General features: G+C 63.9%; 19 protein-coding genes. 11 read left to right on the forward strand and 8 right to left on the reverse strand.

The window, feature by feature from the left end:
- From PO883_RS04780 to tal, 4 genes are all read right to left on the reverse strand, one after another.
- Nucleotides 1–1,083, reverse strand: a complete 1,083-nt coding sequence (locus PO883_RS04780; protein WP_289308709.1) for an ABC transporter permease — start codon at nt 1,081–1,083, stop codon at nt 1–3.
- On the reverse strand, nt 1,080–2,609 hold the full coding sequence (locus PO883_RS04785) for an ABC transporter ATP-binding protein (RefSeq protein WP_289308710.1): 1,530 nt from the start codon (nt 2,607–2,609) through the stop codon (nt 1,080–1,082). Before PO883_RS04785 ends, PO883_RS04780 begins: the two co-directional genes overlap by 4 nt.
- Nucleotides 2,610–2,704: 95 nt before the next feature.
- Complete coding sequence (locus PO883_RS04790; RefSeq protein WP_289308711.1) at nt 2,705–3,700, reverse strand: BMP family protein; 996 nt, start codon at nt 3,698–3,700, stop codon at nt 2,705–2,707.
- Between the two features lie 79 nt (nt 3,701–3,779).
- A complete protein-coding gene (gene tal, locus PO883_RS04795) occupies nt 3,780–4,859 on the reverse strand; it encodes a transaldolase (protein WP_289308712.1) in 1,080 nt (359 codons plus the stop codon).
- A 474-nt stretch (nt 4,860–5,333) separates the two neighbouring features.
- On the opposite strand from tal, the gene PO883_RS04800 reads away from it, so the two are divergent.
- The 4 genes from PO883_RS04800 (at nt 5,334) to pcp (ending at nt 10,116) form a co-directional block, all read left to right on the forward strand.
- On the forward strand, nt 5,334–7,625 hold the full coding sequence (locus PO883_RS04800; protein WP_289308713.1) for a TonB-dependent receptor: 2,292 nt from the start codon (nt 5,334–5,336) through the stop codon (nt 7,623–7,625).
- Between the two features lie 201 nt (nt 7,626–7,826).
- Nucleotides 7,827–8,519 carry a DUF969 domain-containing protein gene (locus PO883_RS04805; RefSeq protein WP_289308714.1) on the forward strand — a complete coding sequence of 231 codons (693 nt, stop codon included), beginning with the start codon at nt 7,827–7,829 and terminating at the stop codon, nt 8,517–8,519.
- A complete protein-coding gene (locus tag PO883_RS04810; RefSeq protein WP_289308715.1) occupies nt 8,516–9,475 on the forward strand; it encodes a DUF979 domain-containing protein in 960 nt (319 codons plus the stop codon). The genes PO883_RS04805 and PO883_RS04810 overlap by 4 nt, the downstream gene beginning before the upstream one ends.
- Complete coding sequence (gene pcp / locus PO883_RS04815) at nt 9,472–10,116, forward strand: pyroglutamyl-peptidase I (protein WP_289308716.1); 645 nt, start codon at nt 9,472–9,474, stop codon at nt 10,114–10,116. The genes PO883_RS04810 and pcp overlap by 4 nt, the downstream gene beginning before the upstream one ends.
- On the opposite strand, the gene PO883_RS04820 is transcribed toward pcp, so the two are convergent.
- From PO883_RS04820 to PO883_RS04830, 3 genes are read right to left on the reverse strand one after another with little or no spacing between them, the layout of a single operon-like run.
- Complete coding sequence (locus PO883_RS04820; protein ID WP_167086546.1) at nt 10,113–11,012, reverse strand: LysR family transcriptional regulator; 900 nt, start codon at nt 11,010–11,012, stop codon at nt 10,113–10,115. The two genes, pcp and PO883_RS04820, sit on opposite strands and share 4 nt — an antisense overlap.
- Before the next feature lie 18 nt (nt 11,013–11,030).
- Nucleotides 11,031–11,960 carry a pseudouridine-5'-phosphate glycosidase gene (locus PO883_RS04825; RefSeq protein ID WP_289308717.1) on the reverse strand — a complete coding sequence of 310 codons (930 nt, stop codon included), beginning with the start codon at nt 11,958–11,960 and terminating at the stop codon, nt 11,031–11,033.
- Between the two features lie 2 nt (nt 11,961–11,962).
- Entirely contained in the window at nt 11,963–13,108 is a 1,146-nt protein-coding gene (locus PO883_RS04830) for a carbohydrate kinase (RefSeq protein WP_167086544.1), read from the reverse strand.
- A gap of 286 nt (nt 13,109–13,394) precedes the next feature.
- Here PO883_RS04830 and xapA point away from each other — a divergent pair, with 286 nt between their 5' ends.
- From xapA to PO883_RS04865, 7 genes are all read left to right on the forward strand, one after another.
- Nucleotides 13,395–14,237: a xanthosine phosphorylase gene (gene xapA, locus PO883_RS04835; RefSeq protein ID WP_167086543.1), complete on the forward strand. Its 843-nt coding sequence runs from the start codon at nt 13,395–13,397 to the stop codon at nt 14,235–14,237.
- A 140-nt stretch (nt 14,238–14,377) separates the two neighbouring features.
- The gene (locus PO883_RS04840) at nt 14,378–15,571 is read left to right on the forward strand and encodes a phosphopentomutase (RefSeq protein WP_289308718.1); all 1,194 of its coding nucleotides are present in this window, start codon (nt 14,378–14,380) and stop codon (nt 15,569–15,571) included.
- Entirely contained in the window at nt 15,568–16,524 is a 957-nt protein-coding gene (gene deoC / locus PO883_RS04845; protein ID WP_289308719.1) for a deoxyribose-phosphate aldolase, read from the forward strand. Before PO883_RS04840 ends, deoC begins: the two co-directional genes overlap by 4 nt.
- Nucleotides 16,525–16,541: 17 nt before the next feature.
- Nucleotides 16,542–18,920, forward strand: a complete 2,379-nt coding sequence (locus tag PO883_RS04850; protein ID WP_373890032.1) for an aldehyde dehydrogenase family protein — start codon at nt 16,542–16,544, stop codon at nt 18,918–18,920.
- A 44-nt stretch (nt 18,921–18,964) separates the two neighbouring features.
- Nucleotides 18,965–20,287 (forward strand): thymidine phosphorylase, encoded by a 1,323-nt coding sequence (deoA, locus tag PO883_RS04855; protein WP_289308720.1) that lies wholly within the window; start codon nt 18,965–18,967, stop codon nt 20,285–20,287.
- 151 nt (nt 20,288–20,438) lie between these two features.
- A complete protein-coding gene (locus PO883_RS04860) occupies nt 20,439–20,843 on the forward strand; it encodes a cytidine deaminase (RefSeq protein ID WP_289308721.1) in 405 nt (134 codons plus the stop codon).
- Between the two features lie 3 nt (nt 20,844–20,846).
- Nucleotides 20,847–22,085: a nucleoside deaminase gene (locus PO883_RS04865; protein WP_289308722.1), complete on the forward strand. Its 1,239-nt coding sequence runs from the start codon at nt 20,847–20,849 to the stop codon at nt 22,083–22,085.
- Here PO883_RS04865 and PO883_RS04870 read toward each other — a convergent pair.
- Entirely contained in the window at nt 22,072–22,464 is a 393-nt protein-coding gene (locus PO883_RS04870) for a VOC family protein (protein ID WP_289308723.1), read from the reverse strand. The two genes, PO883_RS04865 and PO883_RS04870, sit on opposite strands and share 14 nt — an antisense overlap.
- Nucleotides 22,465–22,474 lie beyond the last annotated feature (10 nt).

The following is a 22,474-nucleotide window of genomic DNA, read 5'->3' on the forward strand; positions in this document are numbered from 1 at the left end:
TTATCCTTTGCGAATGTTAAGCAGCTTCAGGACAGCGGGCGCGTACAGATTTTCCATCGCGCCGCAGAACAGAATGATCAGCCCCTGGATGAAGACAAAAGTCTCCTGCGGGATGTTTGGTTTTTCCAGCGACAGGTCGAAGCCGCCCTGGATCAGTGCACCGAACAAGACGCTCGACAGGAAGATGCCGACCGGGTGCTGGCGCCCCATCAGCGCAATCGCAATGCCGACAAAGCCCGCACCCGCCGGGAAGTTCAGGCTCAGGTAATGGGTCGAACCCATGATCGAATTGACCGCGCCCATGCCCGCCAGCGCGCCCGAAATGAGCATCGCCACGATGATCATGCGGCTGATCGATACGCCCGCATAATGCGCCGCGTTTTGATTCAGACCCGTGGCGCGCAGCTTGTAGCCCCACGAAGAGCGCCACACCATCACGCCATAAATGGCCAGGGCGGCGATTGCGAGCAGGAAGCTGACGTTGAGCGGGGTGTCGCCCAGCACCGGGAACCACTCGTTCAGGCGCGGCATGGCGCCGGCATCCGAAAACACGCGGCTGGCCGGATTTTGCTGGCCTTCCGGGATCAGGTACTTGACGATGATGAAGTTCATCAGGCTCGCGGCGATGAAGTTGAACATGATCGTGGTCACCACCACATGGCTGCCGCGCTTGGCCTGCAAATAGCCGGGCAGCCATGCCCAGGCCGCGCCGAATACCGCGCTGCCCAGCATCGCGGCCGGAATCAGCAGCCAGGCGGGCAGCGAGTGGTCGAGCGTGAGCATGACCACGGTCAGCCCCAGGCCGCCGACGTACAACTGGCCTTCGCTGCCGATGTTAAACAGCCCGGCCTTCATGGCGATCGATACCGACAGGCCGGTAAAGATGAAGGTACTGGCGTAGAACAGCGTGTAGCTCAAGCCCTCGGGATTGATCACGGCGCTGTCGATCAGGATGCGCAGCGATTCGGTCGGGCTTTCGCCCAGCAGATGGATCACCAGCGCGGCCACCAGCAAAGCCGAGAGCAGGTTCAGTACAGGCAGGACAAACGCGCTTGCCCAGCGGGGGAGTTCGGTCGTTTTCATGTTTTATGCGCCCCGCCCATCAGCAGCCCGATGCGGGTCGTGTCGAATTCTTCAATCTTGAGTTCACCGGTAATGCGTCCGCCGGACATGACGATGATGCGGTCGGCCAGCGCCCGCACTTCTTCCAGTTCCACCGACACCAGCAGGATGGCCACGCCTTCGTCGCGCATCTTGAGCAGTTGCGTATGAATGCTTTCGATGGTGCCGATGTCGACCCCGCGCGTTGGCTGGCCGACCAGCATCAGCTTCGGCTTGGCCGACACTTCGCGCGCGATCACCACCTTTTGCTGGTTACCGCCCGAGAGCAGGCCGATACGCAGGTCCGGATTGGCCGGACGCACGTCGAAAGCCTTGAGCAAATCGCCGCAGCGCGCCGCGATGGCCTTGAAGTCGAACAGGCCCCAGCGGTTGCAGACCCGGTCCTGGTAGCCGAACACGGTGTTCTGCATGACCGAGAAATCCTTGATCACGCCATCGCGCAGGCGGTCTTCCGGCACATGGCCGATGCCCAGCTTGCGGAAGGTGGCCGGCAAGCCGTCGGCGTCGGAGCGTTTGGCATAGGGCAGTTCGGTGCCAAGGAAGGCGACCTTGCCGCCGCTCGGCAGGCGCATGCCCGAGAAAATTTGCATCAATTCGCTCTGGCCATTGCCCGATACACCGGCAATCGCCACGATTTCGCCCGCGCGCAAGGTGAAGTCGATATCGGCCAGCAGGCGCACGCCAGCGGCGTCCTGCAACTGCAGGCCGGCCACTTCCAGCACGGCGGGGCCGGGCTTGTACGGTGCGCGCGGCAGTTCGCCCTGGATCGGGCGGCCCACCATCATATTGGCCAGTTCTTCCTTCGACGTGGTCGCGGTCTGCACCGCGCCCACCACGCGCCCGGCGCGCATCACGGTCACCTGGTCGGTGATTTCCATGATTTCGCCCAGCTTGTGGGTGATCAGCACGATGGTCTTGCCCTGTTCCTTGAACAGGCGCAGGATCTCGAACAGCGACGCGGTTTCCTGCGCGGTCAGCACGGCGGTCGGCTCGTCCAGGATCAGGATGTTGGCGCTGCGGTAGATCTGCTTGAGGATCTCGACCCGCTGCTGCGCGCCGACCGACAGGTCTTCGATCTTGGCCAGCGGGTCCACATCGAGCCGGTAGCGGGTGCAGATCTCGCGCAGCTTCGCCTCGGTCGCGGCGCGCTGCGAGGCGAGCTTGAAGCCGCCTTCGGTGCCCAGCATGACGTTGTCGAGCACCGTGAAATTCTCGACCAGCATGAAGTGCTGGTGCACCATGCCGATGCCGAGGGTGATCGCCTGTTGGCTGGTGCGGATATCCTGCGCCTGGCCGTCGATCAGCAGCGCGCCGCTGTCGGCATTGTAGTAGCCGTACAGGATGCTCATGAGGGTCGACTTGCCGGCGCCGTTCTCGCCGATCACGCCATGGATCGAGCCCTTGGCGATGGAGAAGCTGACGTCGGCGTTCGCCTGCACGGCCCCGAAGGCTTTGCAGATATTGCGAAATTCTACAGCTGGCTGCATAGCGGTCAGTGGTGAGTAGTAAAGGTAAATGAGTTCAAAAGCGCGCCGGACCAGTCAAAACCGGCGCGGCGCGCTTTTCTGAGAAGCGGGAAAAATCAGACCGGGCAGCTGCTGCCAATGCGGTAGTCGACCACCTTGATCTTGCCGCCGATGATGGCGGCTTTGGCCTCGTTGACCCGTTTTTCGATTTCCGGCGTGACGACCGCACGGTTATCCTTGTCCAGCGCCCAATCGACGCCGCCTTCTTTCAGGCCCTTGTAGATCACGCCCGGCTTCCACGTGCCATTCTTCATCTGCATGAAGGAGTCGTAGATGGCCACGTCGACCCGCTTGACCATGGAGGTCAGCATGGTGCCCGGATGGAGGTAGTTCTGGTTCGAGTCGACGCCGATGGCCAGCTTGCCTTTTTCCTTGGCCGTCTGGAGGGTACCCATGCCGCTGCCGCCGGCAACGGCGAACACCACGTCCACGCCGCGGTCGAACTGCGCGCGCGCCAGCTCACCGCCCTTGGCCGGATCGTTCCAGGCCGCGCTGGTGGTGCCGACCATGTTCTGCATGGTCTCGATTTTCGGATTGGTCGCCTTCGCGCCCTGGGCATAGCCGCAGGCGAAGGTGCGGATCAGCGGAATGTCCATGCCGCCCACGAAACCGATTTTCTTCGACTTCGATGCCAGGGCGGCGGCCACGCCAGCCAGGTAGGAGCCTTCTTCTTCCTTGAACAGGATCGAGTTGACGTTGTTACCCTTGGCCACGGCGTCGATCAGCACGAAGCGCACGTTCGGGAATTCCTGCGCGACCTTCTGCACGGCCTGGGTCTGCGAGAAGCCGACGGCGGCGATCAGGTCGAGCTTTTTGCGCGCCAGGCCGCGCAGCACTTGCTCGGCCTGGGTATCGCTGCTGGCCTGCGCCTCGATGTATTTGATGCTGGTCTCTTTTTTGAAGCGCTCGGCGCCTTCAAACGCGGACTGGTTGAACGACTTGTCGAACTTCCCGCCGGCGTCGTACACAATGCCCAGTTTCGGGTCGGCAGCCGTGGCGCTCGCCGCGGCGCAGAGCGCCGCGATCGTGATACTAAGTTGCTTAAATTTCATGAGTTCACTCCTGGAAAGCGATATTGTACCCGGCACACCGGCTGCGATGGGGCGAAAGGAATGCGTAAGCTTAACGACACTAAGCAAGCAAAGCCAGCAAATTGGCGTGTGCTTGCTCGAATTGTGTCAGGCCGGCGCGCAAGAGGTCGTTACCAATTGTATCGAGTGCGATGCCGTGGCGGCCCAGTTGCGTCAATACGGCGCGCGCGCCGTCGACGTCATGTTCCAGCGACAGGCGCGCTTCGCCATGGTCGCGAAAAGCGGCCAGGGTCGCATCGGGCACGGTATTGACGGTGGCCGCGCCAATCAGTTCTTCGACGTAGGTGACGTCGCGCATGGCCGGATTTTTCACGCCGGTGCTGGCCCACAGCAGCCATTGCGGGGTGGCGCCGAAGGCGGCGAAGATGGCGAAGCCACTGTCGTTCTGGAACTCGTGGTAGGCCAGGCGCGCGGCGGCGATGGCCGCTTTGCCGCGCAGGGCATCGGCACCGGCCGGCAGCAGCGCGTCGACGGCGGCATCGACGCGGCTGATAAAGACGCTGGCCACGCTGGCGATGCGCTGCACCGACAGCATCGCTTCCAGGCGGCGCGCCAGGCCACGGCGGTGCGCCGCGCGCACGGCGGCCAGCTGGGTGGCGCTGAAAATGAGGGTGACGTTGACGTTGATGCCGGCGTAGATCACTTCTTCGACGGCGGCGATACCGGCCTCGGTGGCCGGAATCTTGATCATCGCGTTGGGGCGGCCGATCGCGGCCCACAGGCGGCGCGCTTCCAGCACGGTGCCGGCGGCATCGTGCGCCAGGCGCGGCGAGACCTCGAAGCTGACGAAGCCCGCGTGGCCGTCGCTGTCGGCGTACAGGGGCGCGAACAGGTCGCACGCGGCCTGCACGTCGGGCAGGACCAGCGCTTCGAAGCGCGCTTCCGGGTCCGGGTGGGCGGCGCGCAAGGCCGGCAGCGCGGCCTGGTAGGCGCAATCGTTGCGGATCGCGTTATAAAAGATGGAGGGGTTCGAGGTCACGCCCTGGATGCCGTCGTCGGCGATCCAGCGCGCCAGTTCGCCCGAGGCGAGCAATTCGCGGCTGAGGTTATCGAGCCAGATTTGCTGGCCCAGGGCGGCTACGGCCTTGAGACGGCTGGCGGATGCACTAATTTGGTTCATGGCAACTTTCCTGGCGGGCTATGTCGTATTGTTGCAACAACTCATGTGGCGAAAATCACGCGTCTTTACGTGTTGAACCTTGCTCGTCCAGGCCCGGTGCGCGCGGCCCGTCTGGTCGCCATGTTCGCTACGCCCGGGAGTGCGCAAGGCTAGGGAATATTGCGCCGCGCCATATGAGACAGGCACAGCTTTAGAACTATGCATCACCGTTAATATGTATGGCAAATACGATTTTGCTTCGTCATTTATATGATCGAAATATAAATGAAAACGTAATTGCCATGATTTCGAGTCAATTCTTTTCATGCTAGGATGCCCAGGCACTATCAAGATACGGACGGGAGCGTAGTCGCAGCGGGGTGATGAAGGTCGTTTTGTGCGCTGCAAGGCGTGCGGGCGGGCCGTCGCCGGAGCGCGATGCGAACCGCCAAGCAGGATTCATGAGATGGTTAATCGACCTTAGGACTTACTTAAATGACAATAAAAAGCAAGCAGTTCGCCACCCGTTCGCTGATCGCCCTGGCTGTCGCCAGCGCTTTTCCGCTGCACGTTGCGATGGCCCAGGACAAGCCAGCCGAAGAAGCCAAGCCGCAAGCCGGCCAGCTGGAGACCGTCATCGTGACCGCGCAGCGCCGTTCCGAGAACATCAAGGACGTGCCGATGGCGATCACCACGCTCAAGGGTGAAAAACTCGACGTGCTCACCGCCGGCGGCCAGGATATCCGCTTCCTGTCGGGCCGTTCGCCCAGCCTGAACGTCGAATCCGACTATGGCCGTTCGTTCCCGCGCTTTTACATCCGCGGCCAGGGTAATACCGATTTCGACCTGAACGCATCGCAGCCGGTCGGCCTGGTGGTCGACGACATCGTGCAGGAAAGCCCGATGCTCAAAGGCTTCCCGGTCTTCGACGTCGACCAGATCGAAGTGCTGCGCGGCCCACAGGGCACGCTGTTCGGCCGTAACTCCCCGGCCGGCGTGATCAAGTTCGACTCGGCCAAGCCGCAGATCGGCAAGACCGACGGCTACGCCACGGTCGGCATCGGCAACTTCCGCTCCAAGAACTTTGAAGGCGCGGTCAACCTGCCGATCAGCGACACCGTCGCCGCGCGCGTGTCCGTGCAGTCGCAGAACCGCGACGACCGCGTTCATAACAACCGTCCGGGCAATGGCACCAAGGATTTCGAGGGTTACCACGACGACGCGCTGCGCCTGCAAGTGCTGGTCAAGCCGACCAGTAACTTCAGCGCCCTGTTCAACGTGCACGCGCGCGACATGGATGGCAGCGCCACCCTGTTCCGCGCGAATATCCTCAAGAAGGGCAGCAATGAGCTGGTCGACGGCTTCCAGTACGGCCGCTACGACAGCGATGCCGTCAACGAACAGCGCCTCTCGACCGAAGGCGCCAGCATGCGCCTGCGCCTGGACCTGTCCGGCGTCACGCTGCACTCGATCACGGGTTACGAATCGGCCGACTTCTATAGCCGCGCCGATGTCGATGGCGGCTATGGCGCCGTGTACGCGCAGCCGATGGGCCCGAGCTACGCCAACCAGGCCGCGTTCATCCCGTTCGTGGTCGAAACCGCGGACGTGCTGCCGAATCACCGCCAGTTCACCCAGGAGTTCCGCGCCGAATCGGTCAACAGCGGCCCGCTGCAGTGGATCGCCGGCCTGTTCTACTTCAACGAAGACATCCAGATTGACAGCATCAGCTTCGACTCGCTGGCGCCGGGCAATCCGAAGAATCCGTTCTTCGCGACCCAGTACCAGGACACCAAGTCGTGGGCGGCCTTCGGTTCGCTGAACTACACCGTGTCGGACAAATTCAAGCTGCGTGCCGGCCTGCGCTACACCAACGACAAGAAGAACTTCTCGGCCAAGCGCGTCGAGTTGACCACCGCCGGTCCTTTCGGGATCAGCAACGAGTCGAAAAACGTCAGCTGGGATATGTCCGGCACCTACGCGCTCAGCCCCGATTCGAACCTGTTTGCGCGCGTGGCTACCGGCTATCGCGCACCGAGCATGCAGGGTCGCCTGAATGGCCTGGCCGATCGTCCGTCGTTCGCCGAAGCTGAAAAGGCGCTGTCGTACGAAGCCGGTATCAAGCAGGACCTGTTCAATCGCCGCGCGCGCCTGTCGGCCAGCGTGTTCCAGTACCGCGTCAAGGACAAGCAGCTGACCGCCGGTTCGGGCCAGATCAACATGAACCAGTTGATCAACGCCGACCGCGTGACCGGCCAGGGCGTGGAACTGGACTTCCAGGCCAACCTGTCGGATGCACTGCGCATGACCCTGGGCGGCAGCTACAACGACACCGAGATCAAGGATTCCAAGCTGTTCGTCCAGACCTGCGGCAACGAGCCGAATACCAAGGGTGTGAACGGCTGCACGCCGACCGGCGTGGCGGGTCCTTTCGCGTACACGCAAAAGCTGAACGGCAACCCGCTGCCGCGCGCACCTAAGTGGCAGGGTAATTTCACGCTGCGTTACAGCGTGCCGGTGGCCGATGGCGAGTTCTTTGCGTACACCGACTGGGCGTATCGCAGCACCTACAATATGTTCCTGTACGAAGCCAAGGAATACAAAGCCAAGTCGCTGGTCGAAGGTGGCCTGCGCATGGGCTACAAGTGGGATAACTACGAAGTGGCAGCCTTCGCGCGCAACATCACCGACAAGGTACAGTCGGTCGGCGCGATCGAGTTCGACAACCTGACCGGCATGGTCAACGAGCCGCGCAGCTTTGGCGTGCAGCTCAAGGCGACGTTCTAACTAGCGCGGGCACTTCGTGCCCATCGCATGATGGATCATGCCCCGCACATCGCAAGATGTGCGGGGTTTTCTTTTTTGGACGGACATCGGGTAAGATTCCACGGCCCGTATTCGGGTCGCTATCCCCATCGTCGTCGTTCCCGGCACTGCCGGAACCGACTTCCCGGCACTGCCGGAACCGACGGGTCATCCGGAGAATCCATGCAAACAGCAGTGAACCTGTGGCCGCTCATTGGCGTCGCCGTCATCATCGTCGGCTTCGTGCTGCGCGTGCATCCCGTGCTAGTCGTCGTCGCCGCCTGCGGCGCCACCGGCCTGGCCGTGTCGATGCCGCTCGAAACGCTGCTCGCCTCGCTCGGCACCGCCTTCATCAAAACACGCAACCTGCCGATGATCCTGCTGCTGCCGCTGGCCGCCATCGGCCTGCTCGAACGCTTCGGCCTCAAGGAGCATGCGCAAGCCACGATCGCAAAGATCAAATCGGCCACCACCGGCCGCCTGCTGATCGTCTACCTGTTCGTGCGCGAAGTCTCCGCCGCCTTCGGCCTGACCAGCCTTGGCGGCCACCCGTCCATGGTGCGCCCGCTGGTCGCGCCGATGGCCGAAGCGGCCGCCGAAACGCGCAACGGCAGCATCAGCGACCAGCTGCGCTACCGCATCCGCGCCATGGCCGCCGCCACCGACAACGTCGGCCTGTTTTTCGGCGAAGACGTCTTCGTCGCCTTTGGCGCCATCGTCCTGATGCAAACCATCCTCGCCGCCGAAGGCATCCTGGTCAACCCGCTGCACATGGCGCTGTGGGGCATCCCGACCGCGATCACCGCCTTTATCATCCACGCGTGGCGCCTGCACCGCTTCGACGCCGAGATTGCGCGCGACGGAGCCGCCAAATGATCATCCTGCTCGACTATTTTTACCTGGCGCTGGGCGCCATGCTGGCCGCGTCGGCTGTCATGTCGCTGCGCGACAAGGACAACCCACGCCGCTATTCGAGCGCCTTGTTCTGGGCCCTGTACGCCGCTGTTTACCTGATCGGCGAGCGCCTGCCGCCGGCGTACGTGGGCGTGATCATGATCGTGATGGCGCTGATCGCCGGCTGCGGCGGCGTCACGCTCGGCAAATACGGCGTGCGCACGCCCGAGGAAAAGACGTCGAGCGCGCGCCGCCTCGGCCACCTGCTGTTCATCCCGGCGCTGATCATCCCGCTCGTGACCATGATCGGCTCGACCCTGCTCAAGGATGTCCACATCGGCGGCTTGCTGCTGCTCGAAACGAAGCACCTGACCCTGGTCAGCCTTGGTTGTGCGTCGGTGCTGGCGATCGGCGCGGCCTGCTGGCTGACGCGCGCCACACCGGTGCAGGGCATGCGCGAGTGGCGCCGCCTGGTCGACGCGGTCGGCTGGGCGGTGGTGCTGCCGCACATGCTGGCGGTCCTGGGCCTGCTGTTCGCCGAAGCGGGCGTGGGCAAGGCGGTGGCGCACATCACCACCTCGTACATCAACATGGATTCGCGCTTCGTGGCGGTGGTGGTGTTCTGCGTCGGCATGGCGCTGTTCACGATCATCATGGGCAACGGCTTCGCTGCCTTTCCGGTCATGGCGGGCGGCGTCGGCATTCCTATCCTGATCGGCCAGTACGGCGCCAACCCGGCGGTGATGGCGGCTATCGGCATGTTCAGCGCCTACTGCGGCACCCTGATGACGCCCATGGCCGCCAATTTCAACGTGGTGCCGGTGGTGCTGCTCGAACTGCCCGACAAGCACGCGGTCATCAAGGCGCAGATACCGACCGCGCTGCCGCTGCTGGTGGCGAATATATTCCTGCTGTATTTTTTGATGGGCCAGAAATGAACAAGACAGTGCTGCTGACCGGATTCGAGCCGTTCAACAAAGAGACGATCAATCCCGCATGGGAGGCGGTGCGCTCGCTGGCCGGCCAAGAGGGCGAGGGCTACCGCATTGAAGTGCGCCAGTTGCCGTGCGTGTTCGGGGCGGCCGGCGAGGTGCTGCGCGCCGCGATCGACGAGCTGCGCCCCGCGGTGGTGATCGCGGTGGGGCAGGCCGGGGGCAGGGTGGACCTGTCGGTCGAACGCATCGCCATCAATATCGACGATGCGCCAATTCCAGACAACGCCCAATGCCAGCTGGTCGACCAGCCGGTGGTCGCAGGCGGACCGGCGGCGTATTTTTCGACCCTGCCGATCAAGGCCATCGTGGCAGGTTTGCGCGGGTCCGGCTTGCCGGCGTCGGTATCGCAGACAGCCGGCACTTTCGTATGCAATCACGTCTTTTACAGCTTGATGCACCAGACGGCAGGCCGGCAAGTGCGCGCCGGCTTCATTCACATTCCCTACCTGCCGCAGCAGGCCGCAGCCCACCCGGGCGCGCCCAGCATGGCGCTGGCCGAGGTGGTGCGCGGGTTGACGATTGCGCTGGAAGTGGCGTTGTCCACCCGCGACGATGTGTGCGAGGTGGGTGGCGCAGTCGCCTAGGCGGTTGGATTGAGGATGTTCAGGAACGCCCGCACCACCGGCGCATCGTCGAGCGTGGTGTAGGTGATGTACAGATTGGCCGATGGCGGGTTGGTCTTGATCGGCAAGAAGATCACGCCCGGCCAGCCGATGCGGCTGGTCGTCTCCGGCATCAGCGCCACACCAAGGCCCGCGCCCACCATCGCCAGCAGCGTTTGCGGCTCCGACGCTTCCTGGAAAATCGTCGGCTGAAAACCGGCCTTGATGCAGCACTGGATCAGGTAGCGCGGGAAGGCCGACTTGTCCAGCGCCAGCGTGAGCATCGGCTGGTCGGCAATGTCGGTCAGCTCGATCCACGGCTGCGTGGCCAGCGGATGGTGTTCATTGACCGCCACGCACACATTCTCGCGGAAGCACAGTTCCTGGCGCAGGTTGTCGTGTTTGAGTTCATCTTCGTCGAGCTTGGGCTCGCGCCAGAAACCCACATCGATCTGCTTGGCGCGCAGCGCCTCGTACTGCACGTTCGGCCCCGACTCGTGCAAGGTCCAGGTCACGCGCGGGAACTTGGTCTGGAATTCTTCGAGCAGGCTGGGAATCGGACCCCACATGGCCGAACCGACGATGCCGACACGAAGGCGTCCGACTTCGCCGCGGTCGATCTGGCGGATGGTGTCGATCGTCATGCGCATCTTGGCCAGCAGGTCCGACGCTTCCCCCATCAGCGCCTTGCCGGCCACCGTCAGCTCGAAGGTGCGGGTAGTGCGCGCGAACAGGCGCACGCCCAACTCGCTCTCGAGCTTCATGATCTGCTGGCTCAAAGGCGGCTGCGAGATGTGCAGCCGCTCGGCGGCGCGGCTGAAGCTCTTTTCTTCAGCCACCGCGAGGAAATACTTGAGCTGTTTCAGGTCGATGGACATGTGGGTATGTGGGTGGAGTTAGATCGGCTGCAAACCTGGCAGGTTGCGCATGGCCACGGCCAGCTCGGCGCCTACCTGCGCGTTATGCTTGACCAGTGCGATGTTGGTCATCAGGCTGCGTCCTTCGGTCAGCGTCTTGATGCGGGCCAGCAGGAACGGGGTGACCAGCTTGCCCGTCACGCCGCCGTCGCGCGCTTCCTGCAATGCCTGTTCGGTGATCTTGTCGATTTCATCCTTTTGCATCGCAAACGCTTCCGGCACCGGATTGCTGACGACGATGCCGCCATCGAGGCCCAGCTGCCATTTGGTCTGGATGAAGGCCGCCTGTTCCAGCGCCGAATCGAGCTGGAAGTCGGCCTTGAAGCCGCTGTCGCGCGTGAAGAAGGCCGGGAAGGCTGGCTGGCCGACGCTGATCACCGGCACGCCATGGGTTTCGAGGTATTCGAGCGTGAGGCCGATGTCGAGGATCGACTTGACGCCGGCGCACACCACCGCCACGTTGGTGCGGGCCAGTTCCTGCAAGTCGGCCGAGATGTCGAAGCTGGTCTCGGCGCCGCGGTGCACGCCGCCGATGCCGCCGGTGACGAACACGTGGATGCCGGCCAGCTGCGCGCAGATCATGGTGGCGGCCACGGTGGTGGCGCCAAGGCGGCCTTGCGAGAGCACGTACGGCAGGTCGCGGCGCGATACTTTCATCGCGTCTGGCGAGGAGGCCAGCAGTTCGAGCTGCTCGGCCACCAGGCCGACGCAGATCTTGCCTTCGATGATGGCGATCGTGGCCGGCACGGCGCCGGCGGCGCGGATCACGTGCTCGACTTCCTGCGCCATCGTGACGTTTTGCGGGTACGGCATGCCGTGCGAAATGATGGTCGACTCCAGGGCGACGATCGGCTTGCCGGCGGAACGGGCGGCGGCGACTTCGGGCGAGAACAAGAGGTATTGGTGCATGATCAGTCCTGGTAAAGTGCGTTGAACGGCTGCTGGGCGCCGGGCAGGGCGTCGGGAGGTGGAATATCGGCGAGAACTTCCGCCGTCAGGGAAGGGCATACGGTTTCTTCGCTGGCCAGCGTCATGGCGGACAGCCGCAGACCGCGGCGACAGGCCAGCGTCATGTCGTCGCTGCCCTGGAACAGGGACCAGCATACCGCAGCGGCAAAGGCGTCGCCCGCACCGGTGACGTCGACGATCTTTGCCGGCGGCGCGTCCAGGTGCTCGATGCCGTCGCTGGTGGTATAAATCACGCCAGTGGCGCCGCGCGTGACGATGACGTCCCGCGCGCCCTGCGCCTGCAAGCTGCGGCAGGCCGCCAGGAAGTCGGCGTCGGTCTTGAGCGGTGTGCCGATGCGCGTTTCGAGCTCGCCCTGGTTCAAAATGAGCAGGCGCAGGCCGCGCAGGTCGTCCGGCAGGTTAGCCATCTTGGGCTGCGATACCGCCACCAGCACCAGCGGCACCGCGTCGCGCGCGGCATCGTCGAGCAGGGTGCGCAGGGTGGCGCGCGGCAGGTTCAGGTCGGCCACGGTCAGGGCGCCGGCCGCGCGCTGCGGCTGGCGCGTTGCCAGAAATGCCGGCGTGAGGGCGTCGTACAGGGCCATGTCGGCCAGCGCGAGGATCATTTCGCCATGGTCGTCGAGTACCGCGGTGTAGGTGCCGCTGCACACGCCCGTCAGGTGCAGGGTGGCGCGGGTGTCGATGCCAACCGCCTCGGCATGCGCCAGCAGCGTCTTGCCGGAAGAATCGTCGCCGATGGCCGTGATCAGCGCCACCGGCGCCGACAGGCGCGCCAGGTTTTCGGCGATATTGCGGGCCACGCCGCCGAACGATTCGTCCTGGCGCGCCGGATTGGAGGTGCCCATCTTGAGCGTGGCGAGGGAGCGCAGCTTGCGATCGAGGTTGGCCGCGCCGAGGCAGACGATCGGCCGGTTATCGGGCAGCACATAGGCGCGCCCGAGCAGGCGCCGGTCGCGGATCAGGCCCGCGATATAGCCGGCCACCGCCGAACGCGACAAGCCCAGTACCGACGCCAGGTCTTGCTGCGAGATGAAGGGATTGGCGCGGATCAGTTCGTACAACTGGTCTTTTTTGGAGAGTTCGGTCACAATAAGCAATCATTAAACAATTGTTTTCGATAGTAGGCAAATGTCTTAGTGCTGTCAATCAATGATTGTGTCCCGCTCTCCTATAGTGTGCCTGATTGGCAGCTCGCCTCCAACCGATTCTAGCGTGTATTTATATGTTACGCGTATAAATGAGGAAGAAAAATGGTATTTGCCATACATATCCCTGATCATGCATAGTTATAATAGTTAGCGAACCCATTCTCCATGCCGCCTGCATCCTTTGCACCGCGTGGCAGCGCCCTCCCTGAACAGATAAGGAATCCTCATGTCGAACAATACCCCTTTCGAAGCCGCCGATATCATCCGCGCCCGCAAACCTGGTTTCGAGCCGCGCGTGGCGATGATTCTTGGTTCGGGCCTCGGCGTGCTGGCCGAGCAGATGACCGATGCGGTCTCGATCGGCTTCGACGAGCTGCCTGGTTTCCCGATCAGCACCGTGCACGGTCACGCCGGTGAGCTGGTACTGGGCACGCTGGCGGGCGTGAATGTGGTGTGCATGAAGGGCCGCGGCCACTTCTACGAAGGTTACGGCATGGGCGTGATGACCAGCGCCGTGCGCACCATGAAGCTGCTCGGTTGCGAGATGCTGTTCGTGACCAACGCCGCCGGTTCGCTGCGCACCGAAGTCGATGCCGGCAGCCTGGTGGCCCTGACCGACCATATCAACTGGCTGCCTGGCACGCCGATGGTGGGCCCGAATGACGACCGTTTCGGCCCGCGCTTTTTCAGCATGGCCAATGCCTACGACAGCGATATCCGCAACGTGGTCAAGGAAACCGCCGCCGCCAAGGGCATCACGCTGCATGAGGGTGTGTTCATTGCGTATCCGGGTCCGAACTTCGAGACCGCAGCCGAAATCCGCATGATGGCCAAACTGGGCGCCGACGTGGTGGGTATGTCGGTGGTGCCGGAAGTGGTGTCGGCGCGTCACTGCGGTTTGAAAGTGGTTGGCGTGTCTGTGATCACCAACCTGGCGGAAGGCATGTCGCCGTTCCCGCTGTCGCATGAGCAGACCCTGAAGTACGCGGCGATTGGCGCCAAGGATCTGGTGGCGCTGATTCCGGCATTCCTGGAGCGCGTCGCCGCACAACCGCGCACCGCTGCCTGATATAGAGACCGACGCTGTGCCAATGCTTCTAACGCAAACCCGCTAACCTCAAAACCGTCGCCCCCGCCGAGTGCCGCCTTGGCGCGGGGGCGACGGTGGTCTTTTCACCGTATCTGAACCTTTGTAAAGCGAGCGATCCCATGTCACGCGCATTTATCCTCCTGCTTGATTCCTTCGGCCTCGGCGCCACCCCTGACGCCGACAAATTCGGCGACGTTGGCGCCAACACCTTTGGCCATATCGCCAGCTGGGCTGCCGAACAGGGCAAGCCGATGCAGCTGCCCAACCTCGAACGCCTCGGCCTCGCCGCCGCCGCCCACCTGGCCAGCGGCGAATGGGCCCAGGGCTTCAACCAGCGCGACGGTTTCACCGGCGCCTACGGCGCGGCGCGCGAGCGCTCCACCGGCAAGGACACCCAAAGCGGACACTGGGAAATCGCCGGCGTACCGGTCGAATTCGACTGGGGCTACTTCCCGCGCACCGTGCCCTCCTTCCCGGCCGAACTGACCGACAAGCTGCAGGAACTGACCGGCGTGGTTGGCTACCTCGGCAACTGCCACGCATCCGGCACCGACATCATCAACAAGCATGGCGACGAACACGTCGCCACCGGCAAAATCATCGTCTACACCTCGGGCGACTCGGTGATGCAGATCGCCGCGCACGAAGAACACTTCGGCCTCGAACGCCTGTACGCCGTGTGCGAAGCCGCGTTTGAACTGGTCAAGCCGTACAACATCGGGCGCGTGATCGCGCGTCCGTTCCTGGGCGAGAACGGCAACTACCGCCGCACCAGCAACCGCCACGATTACGCCGTGCCACCCCCGGCACCAACCTTGCTCGACCACGTCAAAAACGAAGGCGGGGAAGTCATCGGCCTGGGTAAAATCAGCGACATCTTCGCGACCCAGGGCATCTCGCGCGTGGTCAAGGGCGTGGACAACATGGCGCTGTTCGACGCTCTGCTCAAGGTGACTGACGAAGCCGGCGACAAGTCGCTCACGTTCGTCAACTTCGTCGACTTCGACCAGGCCTTCGGCCATCGCCGCGACGTCGCCGGCTACTCGAACGCGCTGCACGAAATGGACGCGCGCCTGCCGGAATTCATGGCCAAGCTCAAAGAGGGCGACCTGGTCGTCATCACCGCCGACCATGGCTGCGACCCAAGCTGGCCGGGTTCCGACCACACACGCGAGCATATCCCGATGATCTTCTTCGGGCCGGGCGTCGCCCCGTGCGCGCTGCCGGTCTCGAACACGTTCTCCGACATCGGCGCCACCTTGGCCAAGCACCTCGGCGTCAAACCACTTTCCAACGGAACCGCTCTGCTATGACTCTCACTCCCGCATTCAAACGCAACGAGGCGGTTGGCCTCGACCTCGGCTGGGTCAACCAGATCAAAGTGAACCGCAACGCGTCGGACCGCCGCGCCGCCAGCCTGGCCAATCGCCGCACCGTCAAAAAAGAATACCAGGCCGCGTGGCTGATCAAGGCCCTGCAATGCATCGACCTGACCACCCTCGGCGGCGACGACACCCCGGGCCGCGTCGAGCGCCTGTGCATGAAGGCCATGCGCCCGCTGCGCACCGACCTGATGGAAGCGCTGGGCGTGTCCAACCTGACCACCGGCGCGGTATGCGTGTACCACGAGATGATCACCCCGGCCGCCAGGATTTTGCAAGGCCGCTTGCCCATCGCCGCGGTATCGACCGCCTTCCCGGCAGGCCTGGCCAGCATGGAAACCAAGGTGCGCGAGATTGAACTGTCGGTCGCCGCCGGCGCCACCGAAATCGACATCGTCATCACGCGCCAGCACGTCCTGATGGGTAACTGGCAGGCGCTGTACGACGAAATGGTCGCCTACCGCAAAGCCTGCGGCGATGCGCACGTCAAAGCCATTCTCGCCACCGGCGACCTGCTCACGCTGGAAAACGTGGCCAAGGCCTCGTGGGTGTGCATGATGGCCGGTTCCGACTTCATCAAGACCTCGACCGGCAAGGAAGGCGTCAACGCCACCATACCCGTGGCCCTGACGATGGTGCGCACCATCCGCGAATACCATGAGCAGTACGGCTTCCAGGTCGGCTTCAAGCCGGCCGGCGGCGTAGCGACCGCCAAGAGCGCGCTGCAGTACCTGACCCTGATGAAAGAGGAATTGGGACGCGAGTGGCTGGAGCCGCATCTGTTCCGCATCGGTGCATCGAGCCTGCTGACCGACATCGAGCGCCAGCTCGAACACTACGTCACCGGGAACTACTCGGCCAACCATCGCCACGCGCAACCATAAACATCAACGGATTCGTCATGCCAACAATCAACGAGATTCTTCAAACTATGGACTACGGCCCTGCACCCGAGAGCACCAAAGAAGCGCAAGCATGGCTGGACCAGCATGAGCGCCGGTTTGGCCTGTTCATCGATAACGCCTGGAGCGATGCCGCCGACACCTTCGCCACGACCAATCCGGCCGATGGCAAGGAACTGGCGCAAGTGACCCAGGCCAGTGCCGCCGATGTGGACCGCGCAGTGGAAGCGGCGCGCCGCGCCCAGCCGGGCTGGGTGGCCCTGGGCGGCCATGGCCGCGCGCGCGTGATGTACGCGCTGGCCCGCCTGCTGCAAAAGCATGCGCGCCTGTTCGCGGTCATCGAAACGCTCGACAACGGCAAGACGATTCGCGAAACGCGCGACGCCGACCTGCCGCTGGCCGCGCGTCACTTCTACCATCACGCCGGCTGGGCGCAGTTGCAATCGGAAGAATTTGCCGACTACCGCGCCGTGGGCGTGGTGGGGCAAATCGTTCCCTGGAATTTCCCGCTGCTGATGCTGGCCTGGAAAATCGCGCCAGCGCTGGCAGCCGGTAACACGGTCGTCTTCAAGCCTGCCGAATTTACCTCGCTGTCCGCATTGCTGTTCGCCGAAATTTGCCAGCAGGCTGGCGTGCCGGCCGGCGTGGTCAACATCGTCACCGGCGATGGCCGCGTGGGCGAAGCCATCGTCAACCATGCGGGCATCGACAAGGTGGCCTTCACCGGTTCCACCGAAGTTGGCCGCATCATCCGCAAGGCCACTGCCGGAAGCGGCAAGAAGCTCTCGCTCGAATTGGGCGGCAAGTCGCCGTTCATCGTCTTTGAAGACGCCGACCTGGACGCCGCCGTCGAAGGCCTGGTCGACTCGATCTGGTTCAACCAGGGTCAGGTTTGCTGCGCCGGTTCGCGCCTGCTGGTACAGGAATCGATCGAAGAGCGCTTCCTTGCCAAGCTGCGCGCGCGCATGGACAAGCTGCGTCTCGGTTCGCCGATCGAAAAGTCGGTGGATATTGGTGCGCTGGTCGATCCGATCCAGCGCCAGCGCATCGAAGGTCTGGTCGAAGCGGCCCGCGCCGAAGGCTGCACCATTTACCAGCCGGTGTGCGAACTGCCAGCCACCGGCTCGTGGTTCCCGCCAACCCTGATTACGGGCGCATCCACCTCGGCCGGCATCGCCCAGACCGAAATCTTCGGACCGGTGCTGGTGGCGATGAGCTTCCGCACCCCGGTTGAAGCGGTGCAGCTGGCGAACAATACCGTGTACGGCCTGGCAGCCTGCGTGTGGTCCGAGTCGATCAGCCTCGCGCTCGACGTGGCCCCGCAGATCAAGGCTGGCGTGGTGTGGATTAACACCGCCAACCAGTTCGATGCCGCGTGCGGCTTCGGCGGCTACCGCGAGTCCGGCTTCGGCCGCGAAGGCGGCAAGGAAGGCATGTATGAGTACATGACGGCGCTGTCGGAAGATGCGCGTCCGGCGCTGCCCGTGGTGGAAGCGAAGGGCAAGGCCAAGCCGGCCGAGGCGCCGGGTCCATTCGCCATCGACCGTACCGCCAAGATGTACATCGGCGGCAAGCAGGCGCGCCCTGATGGAGCCTACACCCGTGCGATTACCGGCGCCAATGGCGCCTTCATCGGCGACGTCGGCGAAGGCGGCCGCAAGGACATCCGCAATGCCGTGGAAGCGGCGCACAAGGCATCCGGCTGGGCCAAGGCGACCTCGCACAACCGTGCGCAGGTGCTGTACTACATTGCCGAGAACCTGGCGATCCGCGCTGACGAATTCGCGGCGCGCCTGGCTGCCATGACCGGTGCCAAGAACCCTGAAAAAGAAGTGCAGGCTTCGATCGAACGCCTGTTCTACTACGCGGCATGGGCCGACAAGTACGACGGCCTGGCGCACCAGCCGCCGATGCACGGCATCACCGTGGCGCTGAACGAGCCGGTTGGCGTGATCGGCATCATTTGCCCGAACGAGTCGCCGCTGCTGGGCTTCATCTCGCTGGTGGCGCCTGCGCTGGCGCTGGGTAACCGCGTGATCGCGGTGCCGTCGGAAGCGTATCCGCTGGCTGCAACCGATCTGTATCAGGTACTCGACACCTCGGACCTGCCAGGCGGCGCGCTGAACATCATCACCGGCAGCGCCAACGAACTGGCCAAGACGCTGGCATCGCACTCGGACGTGGACGCCGTGTGGCGCCACGACGGTTCGGCCGAGGGCTGTGCCGAAGTCGAACGCCTGTCGGCCGAATCGCTCAAGCGCACCTGGGTGGGTGGCGGCAAAGGGCGCGACTGGTACGACACCAAACAGGCCGGCGGACGCGCAGTGCTGGCGCACGCGAGCCAGGTCAAGAATGTCTGGATTCCGTACGGCGTTTAAGCCGTACGCGATTTGGAAAAATATACATCAAGTAAAGGCAGCACATGTTCTTAAATCAGGAAATCATCCGCAAAAAACGCGATGGCGGCGCTCTCTCGGCTGAAGAGATCCAGTTCTTCGTGCGCGGCATTACCGACGGCAGCGTCACCGAAGGCCAGATCGCGGCACTCGCGATGGCCGTTTTCTTCAACGACATGAACATGGATGAACGCGTGGCCTTCACCCTGGCCATGCGCGATTCCGGCCAGGTCATGGAATGGCGTTCGATGAACCTGCCAGGCCCGGTGGTCGACAAGCACTCCACCGGCGGCGTGGGCGACGTGGTGTCCCTGATGCTCGGACCGATGATTGCAGCCTGCGGCGGCTTCGTGCCGATGATCTCCGGCCGTGGCCTGGGCCACACCGGCGGCACGCTCGACAAGTTCGATTCGATTCCCGGCTACTGCACCGTGCCCGATCCGGAACTGTTCCGCACCGTGGTCAAGGACGTGGGCGTGGCCATCATCGGCCAGACTGCGCAACTGGCGCCGTCGGACAAGCGTTTCTACAGCATCCGCGACACCACCGCGACGGTGGAATCGGTGGCCATGATCACCGGTTCGATCCTGTCGAAGAAGCTGTCGGCCGGGCTGGACGCGCTGGTGATGGACGTGAAGGTCGGCACCGGCGCCTTCATGCCGAGCTACGACAAATCGGTCGAACTGGCCGAGAGCATTGTCGCTGTCGGTAACGGCGCGGGGACGCGTACGTCGGCGCTGCTGACCGAGATGAACGAGTCCTTGGGTCCCGTGGCCGGCAACGCGCTGGAAGTGCGCCTGGCGATGGATTACCTGACCGGCCGTTCGCGTCCGGCGCGCCTGCACGAAGTGACGATGGCGCTGTGCGCCGAGATGCTGGTACTGGGCAAACTGGCCGCCAACGAAACCGAAGCACGCGCCAAGCTGCAAGCGGGGCTGGATTCCGGCGAAGCGGCCGAGCGCTTCTCGCGCATGGTGGCGGCACTGGGCGGCCCGGCCGATCTGGTCGAGCGTCCGGACGCGTATCTGGAAAAGGCGCCAATCATCGTGCCGGTACTGGCCTTGCAGGCGGGTTTTGCAACCGCGACCGATTGCCGTGGCCTTGGCCTGGCGGTGGTCAGCCTGGGTGGCGGCCGTCGCCGTCCGGAAGATGCGATCGACTTTGCCGTTGGCTTGACCGGGCTGGTGGAGCTGGGCGACGCGATCGCGGTCGGCCAGCCGCTGGCGATGGTGCACGCTCGCACCCAGGCTGCGGCCGAACAGGCGGTGCGCGAGGTGCAGGCTGCGTACAAGGTTGGTGATACCAAGCCGGCGGCGAATCCGATCATCTACCGCACGATCCGCCCATAACACGTCGTCCCCGCGCAGGGCCAGGCGCCCTCGCGGTAACCCAAGTCTTCAACGCAGCCGCCGGCTGCGGAGCTAACTTGGGGGAACGCATGCGTTCCCGCCTGCGCGGGTGCGACGGTCTTGAGGGTATAGGAACGAATAAGGACTACCCATGAAATACGAAAAGCTCATCACCGAAGCCACCGCAGCCCGTCTGCTGGCCTACACCCCGTACTCGAACTTCCAGGTCGGCGCCGCCCTCGAATGCAAGGACGGCCGCATTTTCCGAGGCTGTAACGTCGAAAACGCCTCCTACGGCTTGTGCAACTGCGCCGAGCGCACCGCTTTCTTCAGCGCGATCGCCCACGGCTACAAGCCCGGTGACTTCGCCGCGCTGGCTGTCATCGGCCAGACCGATGGCCCCATCGCCCCTTGCGGCGCCTGCCGTCAAGTCATCCTTGAACTGGGCGGTAACGACCTGCCCATCGTGCTCACCAACCTGAATGGCGACATTCTCGAAACGACGGCGGCCGCCCAGCTTCCGAACGCGTTCGGCGGCCGGGACCTGAAGAAGTAAGCTTTGAAAAAAACCATCGATGTACAGGCCGCGGTAGCCCTCGCGGCCATTGAAGCCATCGCCGCCAAGACCCAGGGAACCTTCGGGGTCGGCGGCGTGCTGCTCGACCAGCATGGCAATGTGCTCAAGTCGCTGCAAAACAATGTGGTGCGCGACGGCCTGATTTTCGATCCGACCGCACACGGCGAGCGCCAGCTGATCGACTGGTATTTTGCCGAACGCGCCAAAGGGCGCGCGCTGCCTGCGCCCCAGGAAATCACCCTCGTCACCTCGCTCGACCCCTGCGCCATGTGCACCGGTGCGATCCTGTCGGCCGGCTTTAACGTGGTGGTCGCGGCGCGCGATGCCAATGCCGGCATCAACCACGACGCCAGCTTCACGTTTGCGTGCCTGCCTGAAGGCCTGCGCAGCCAGGCCGCAGGCAGCTTTTTCTACCCGGCGGTGAAAGGTGCTTCGCCGTTCGCGCGCGCGAGCGCCGGCGCCGCGCCGAAGTCCTTCTTCATCGGGAAAACCATCGCCGAAGCGACCCAGGCACTTTGCTCGCTGGTGTTCGAGGCCACCTCCGAGAAGGTGCAGGTCCTGCTCAATAGCGACCTGCCGCGCGAACAGTTGAAAGACCCCGCGCAACTGGCTCCCGACCATCCGCTGGTACGCCAGCTCAAGACCCTGTACCCGCATGCGCTGGCCTACCGCTGCACGCCGCACCTGCCGGATGCGGGTCTGGCGCCCTACCTGCTTGATGCCATCGCGCGCGACCGCCAGCAGGGCGGGGAGGGCGATGCGGTAGCCCTGCTCGATTCCTTCGGCAACCTGCTGCTGTGCTCACCTGGCCGGCGCGCGCTGTCGGCGATCTGCACCGCGTTCATGGAATGCACGCGCCAGTACGCGCAGCTGCGCTACACGCTGATGCAGGGTCGCGACGCGCAGGAACGGGCCACGGTGCGCCAGTACCTCGCCCATCCGAAGGAAGGCACGTTCGTTTTCGCGCGCGGGCCCGACGCCAGTGCGCACAGTTTCATGAACCTGGGCGCCTATGGTTCGACCATGGAAGGGCCGCTGCCGGCGGATAACCCGGCCCAGTTCCAGTATGTGAGCGCATCGCTGCCCGACGCGCAGCTCGATGCGATCTGCGCGCACATGCCGCCGCTGTACAGCGACATCATCCGCATCCGTCCGGTGCGGGTGGCCGACCAGGCGCTGGTGGCGGCGCTGTCGGCCCCCGTGCCCGTCATGCAGCCGTGATATCGGCCTGCATCATCCCGAAGATATTCCCGTCCGGGTCCTTGACGTAGGCCAGCCAGCCGATCCCCGGCACCGCTATCTTGGGCACGCACACCACGCCATGCACCGACCCCGCGGCGGCTTTCGCCAGCGAGGCGTCGATGTCCTCCACGTCCACGGTGATGACGAAGGCGTTGACGGCGGCCTGGCTCTCGGGCAGCGGGCCGCGGCGCGGCAGCAGGCCGCCGTTGATGCCCGGCTGGTCTTCCGGCCCGGTGTGCACCATCCAGTAGTCGCCACCCTCCCATTTGTTGAAGGTCCAGCCGAACAGGCCGTGGTAAAAGTCGATCATGACCGGCGGGTCGGACGCCTGGATTTCGAAGTGGACTGCACGTGACATGGTGTGCTCC

This window comes from Massilia sp. DJPM01, from assembly GCF_030348125.1.
Lineage (GTDB): Bacteria > Pseudomonadota > Gammaproteobacteria > Burkholderiales > Burkholderiaceae_D > Telluria_A > Telluria_A frigida.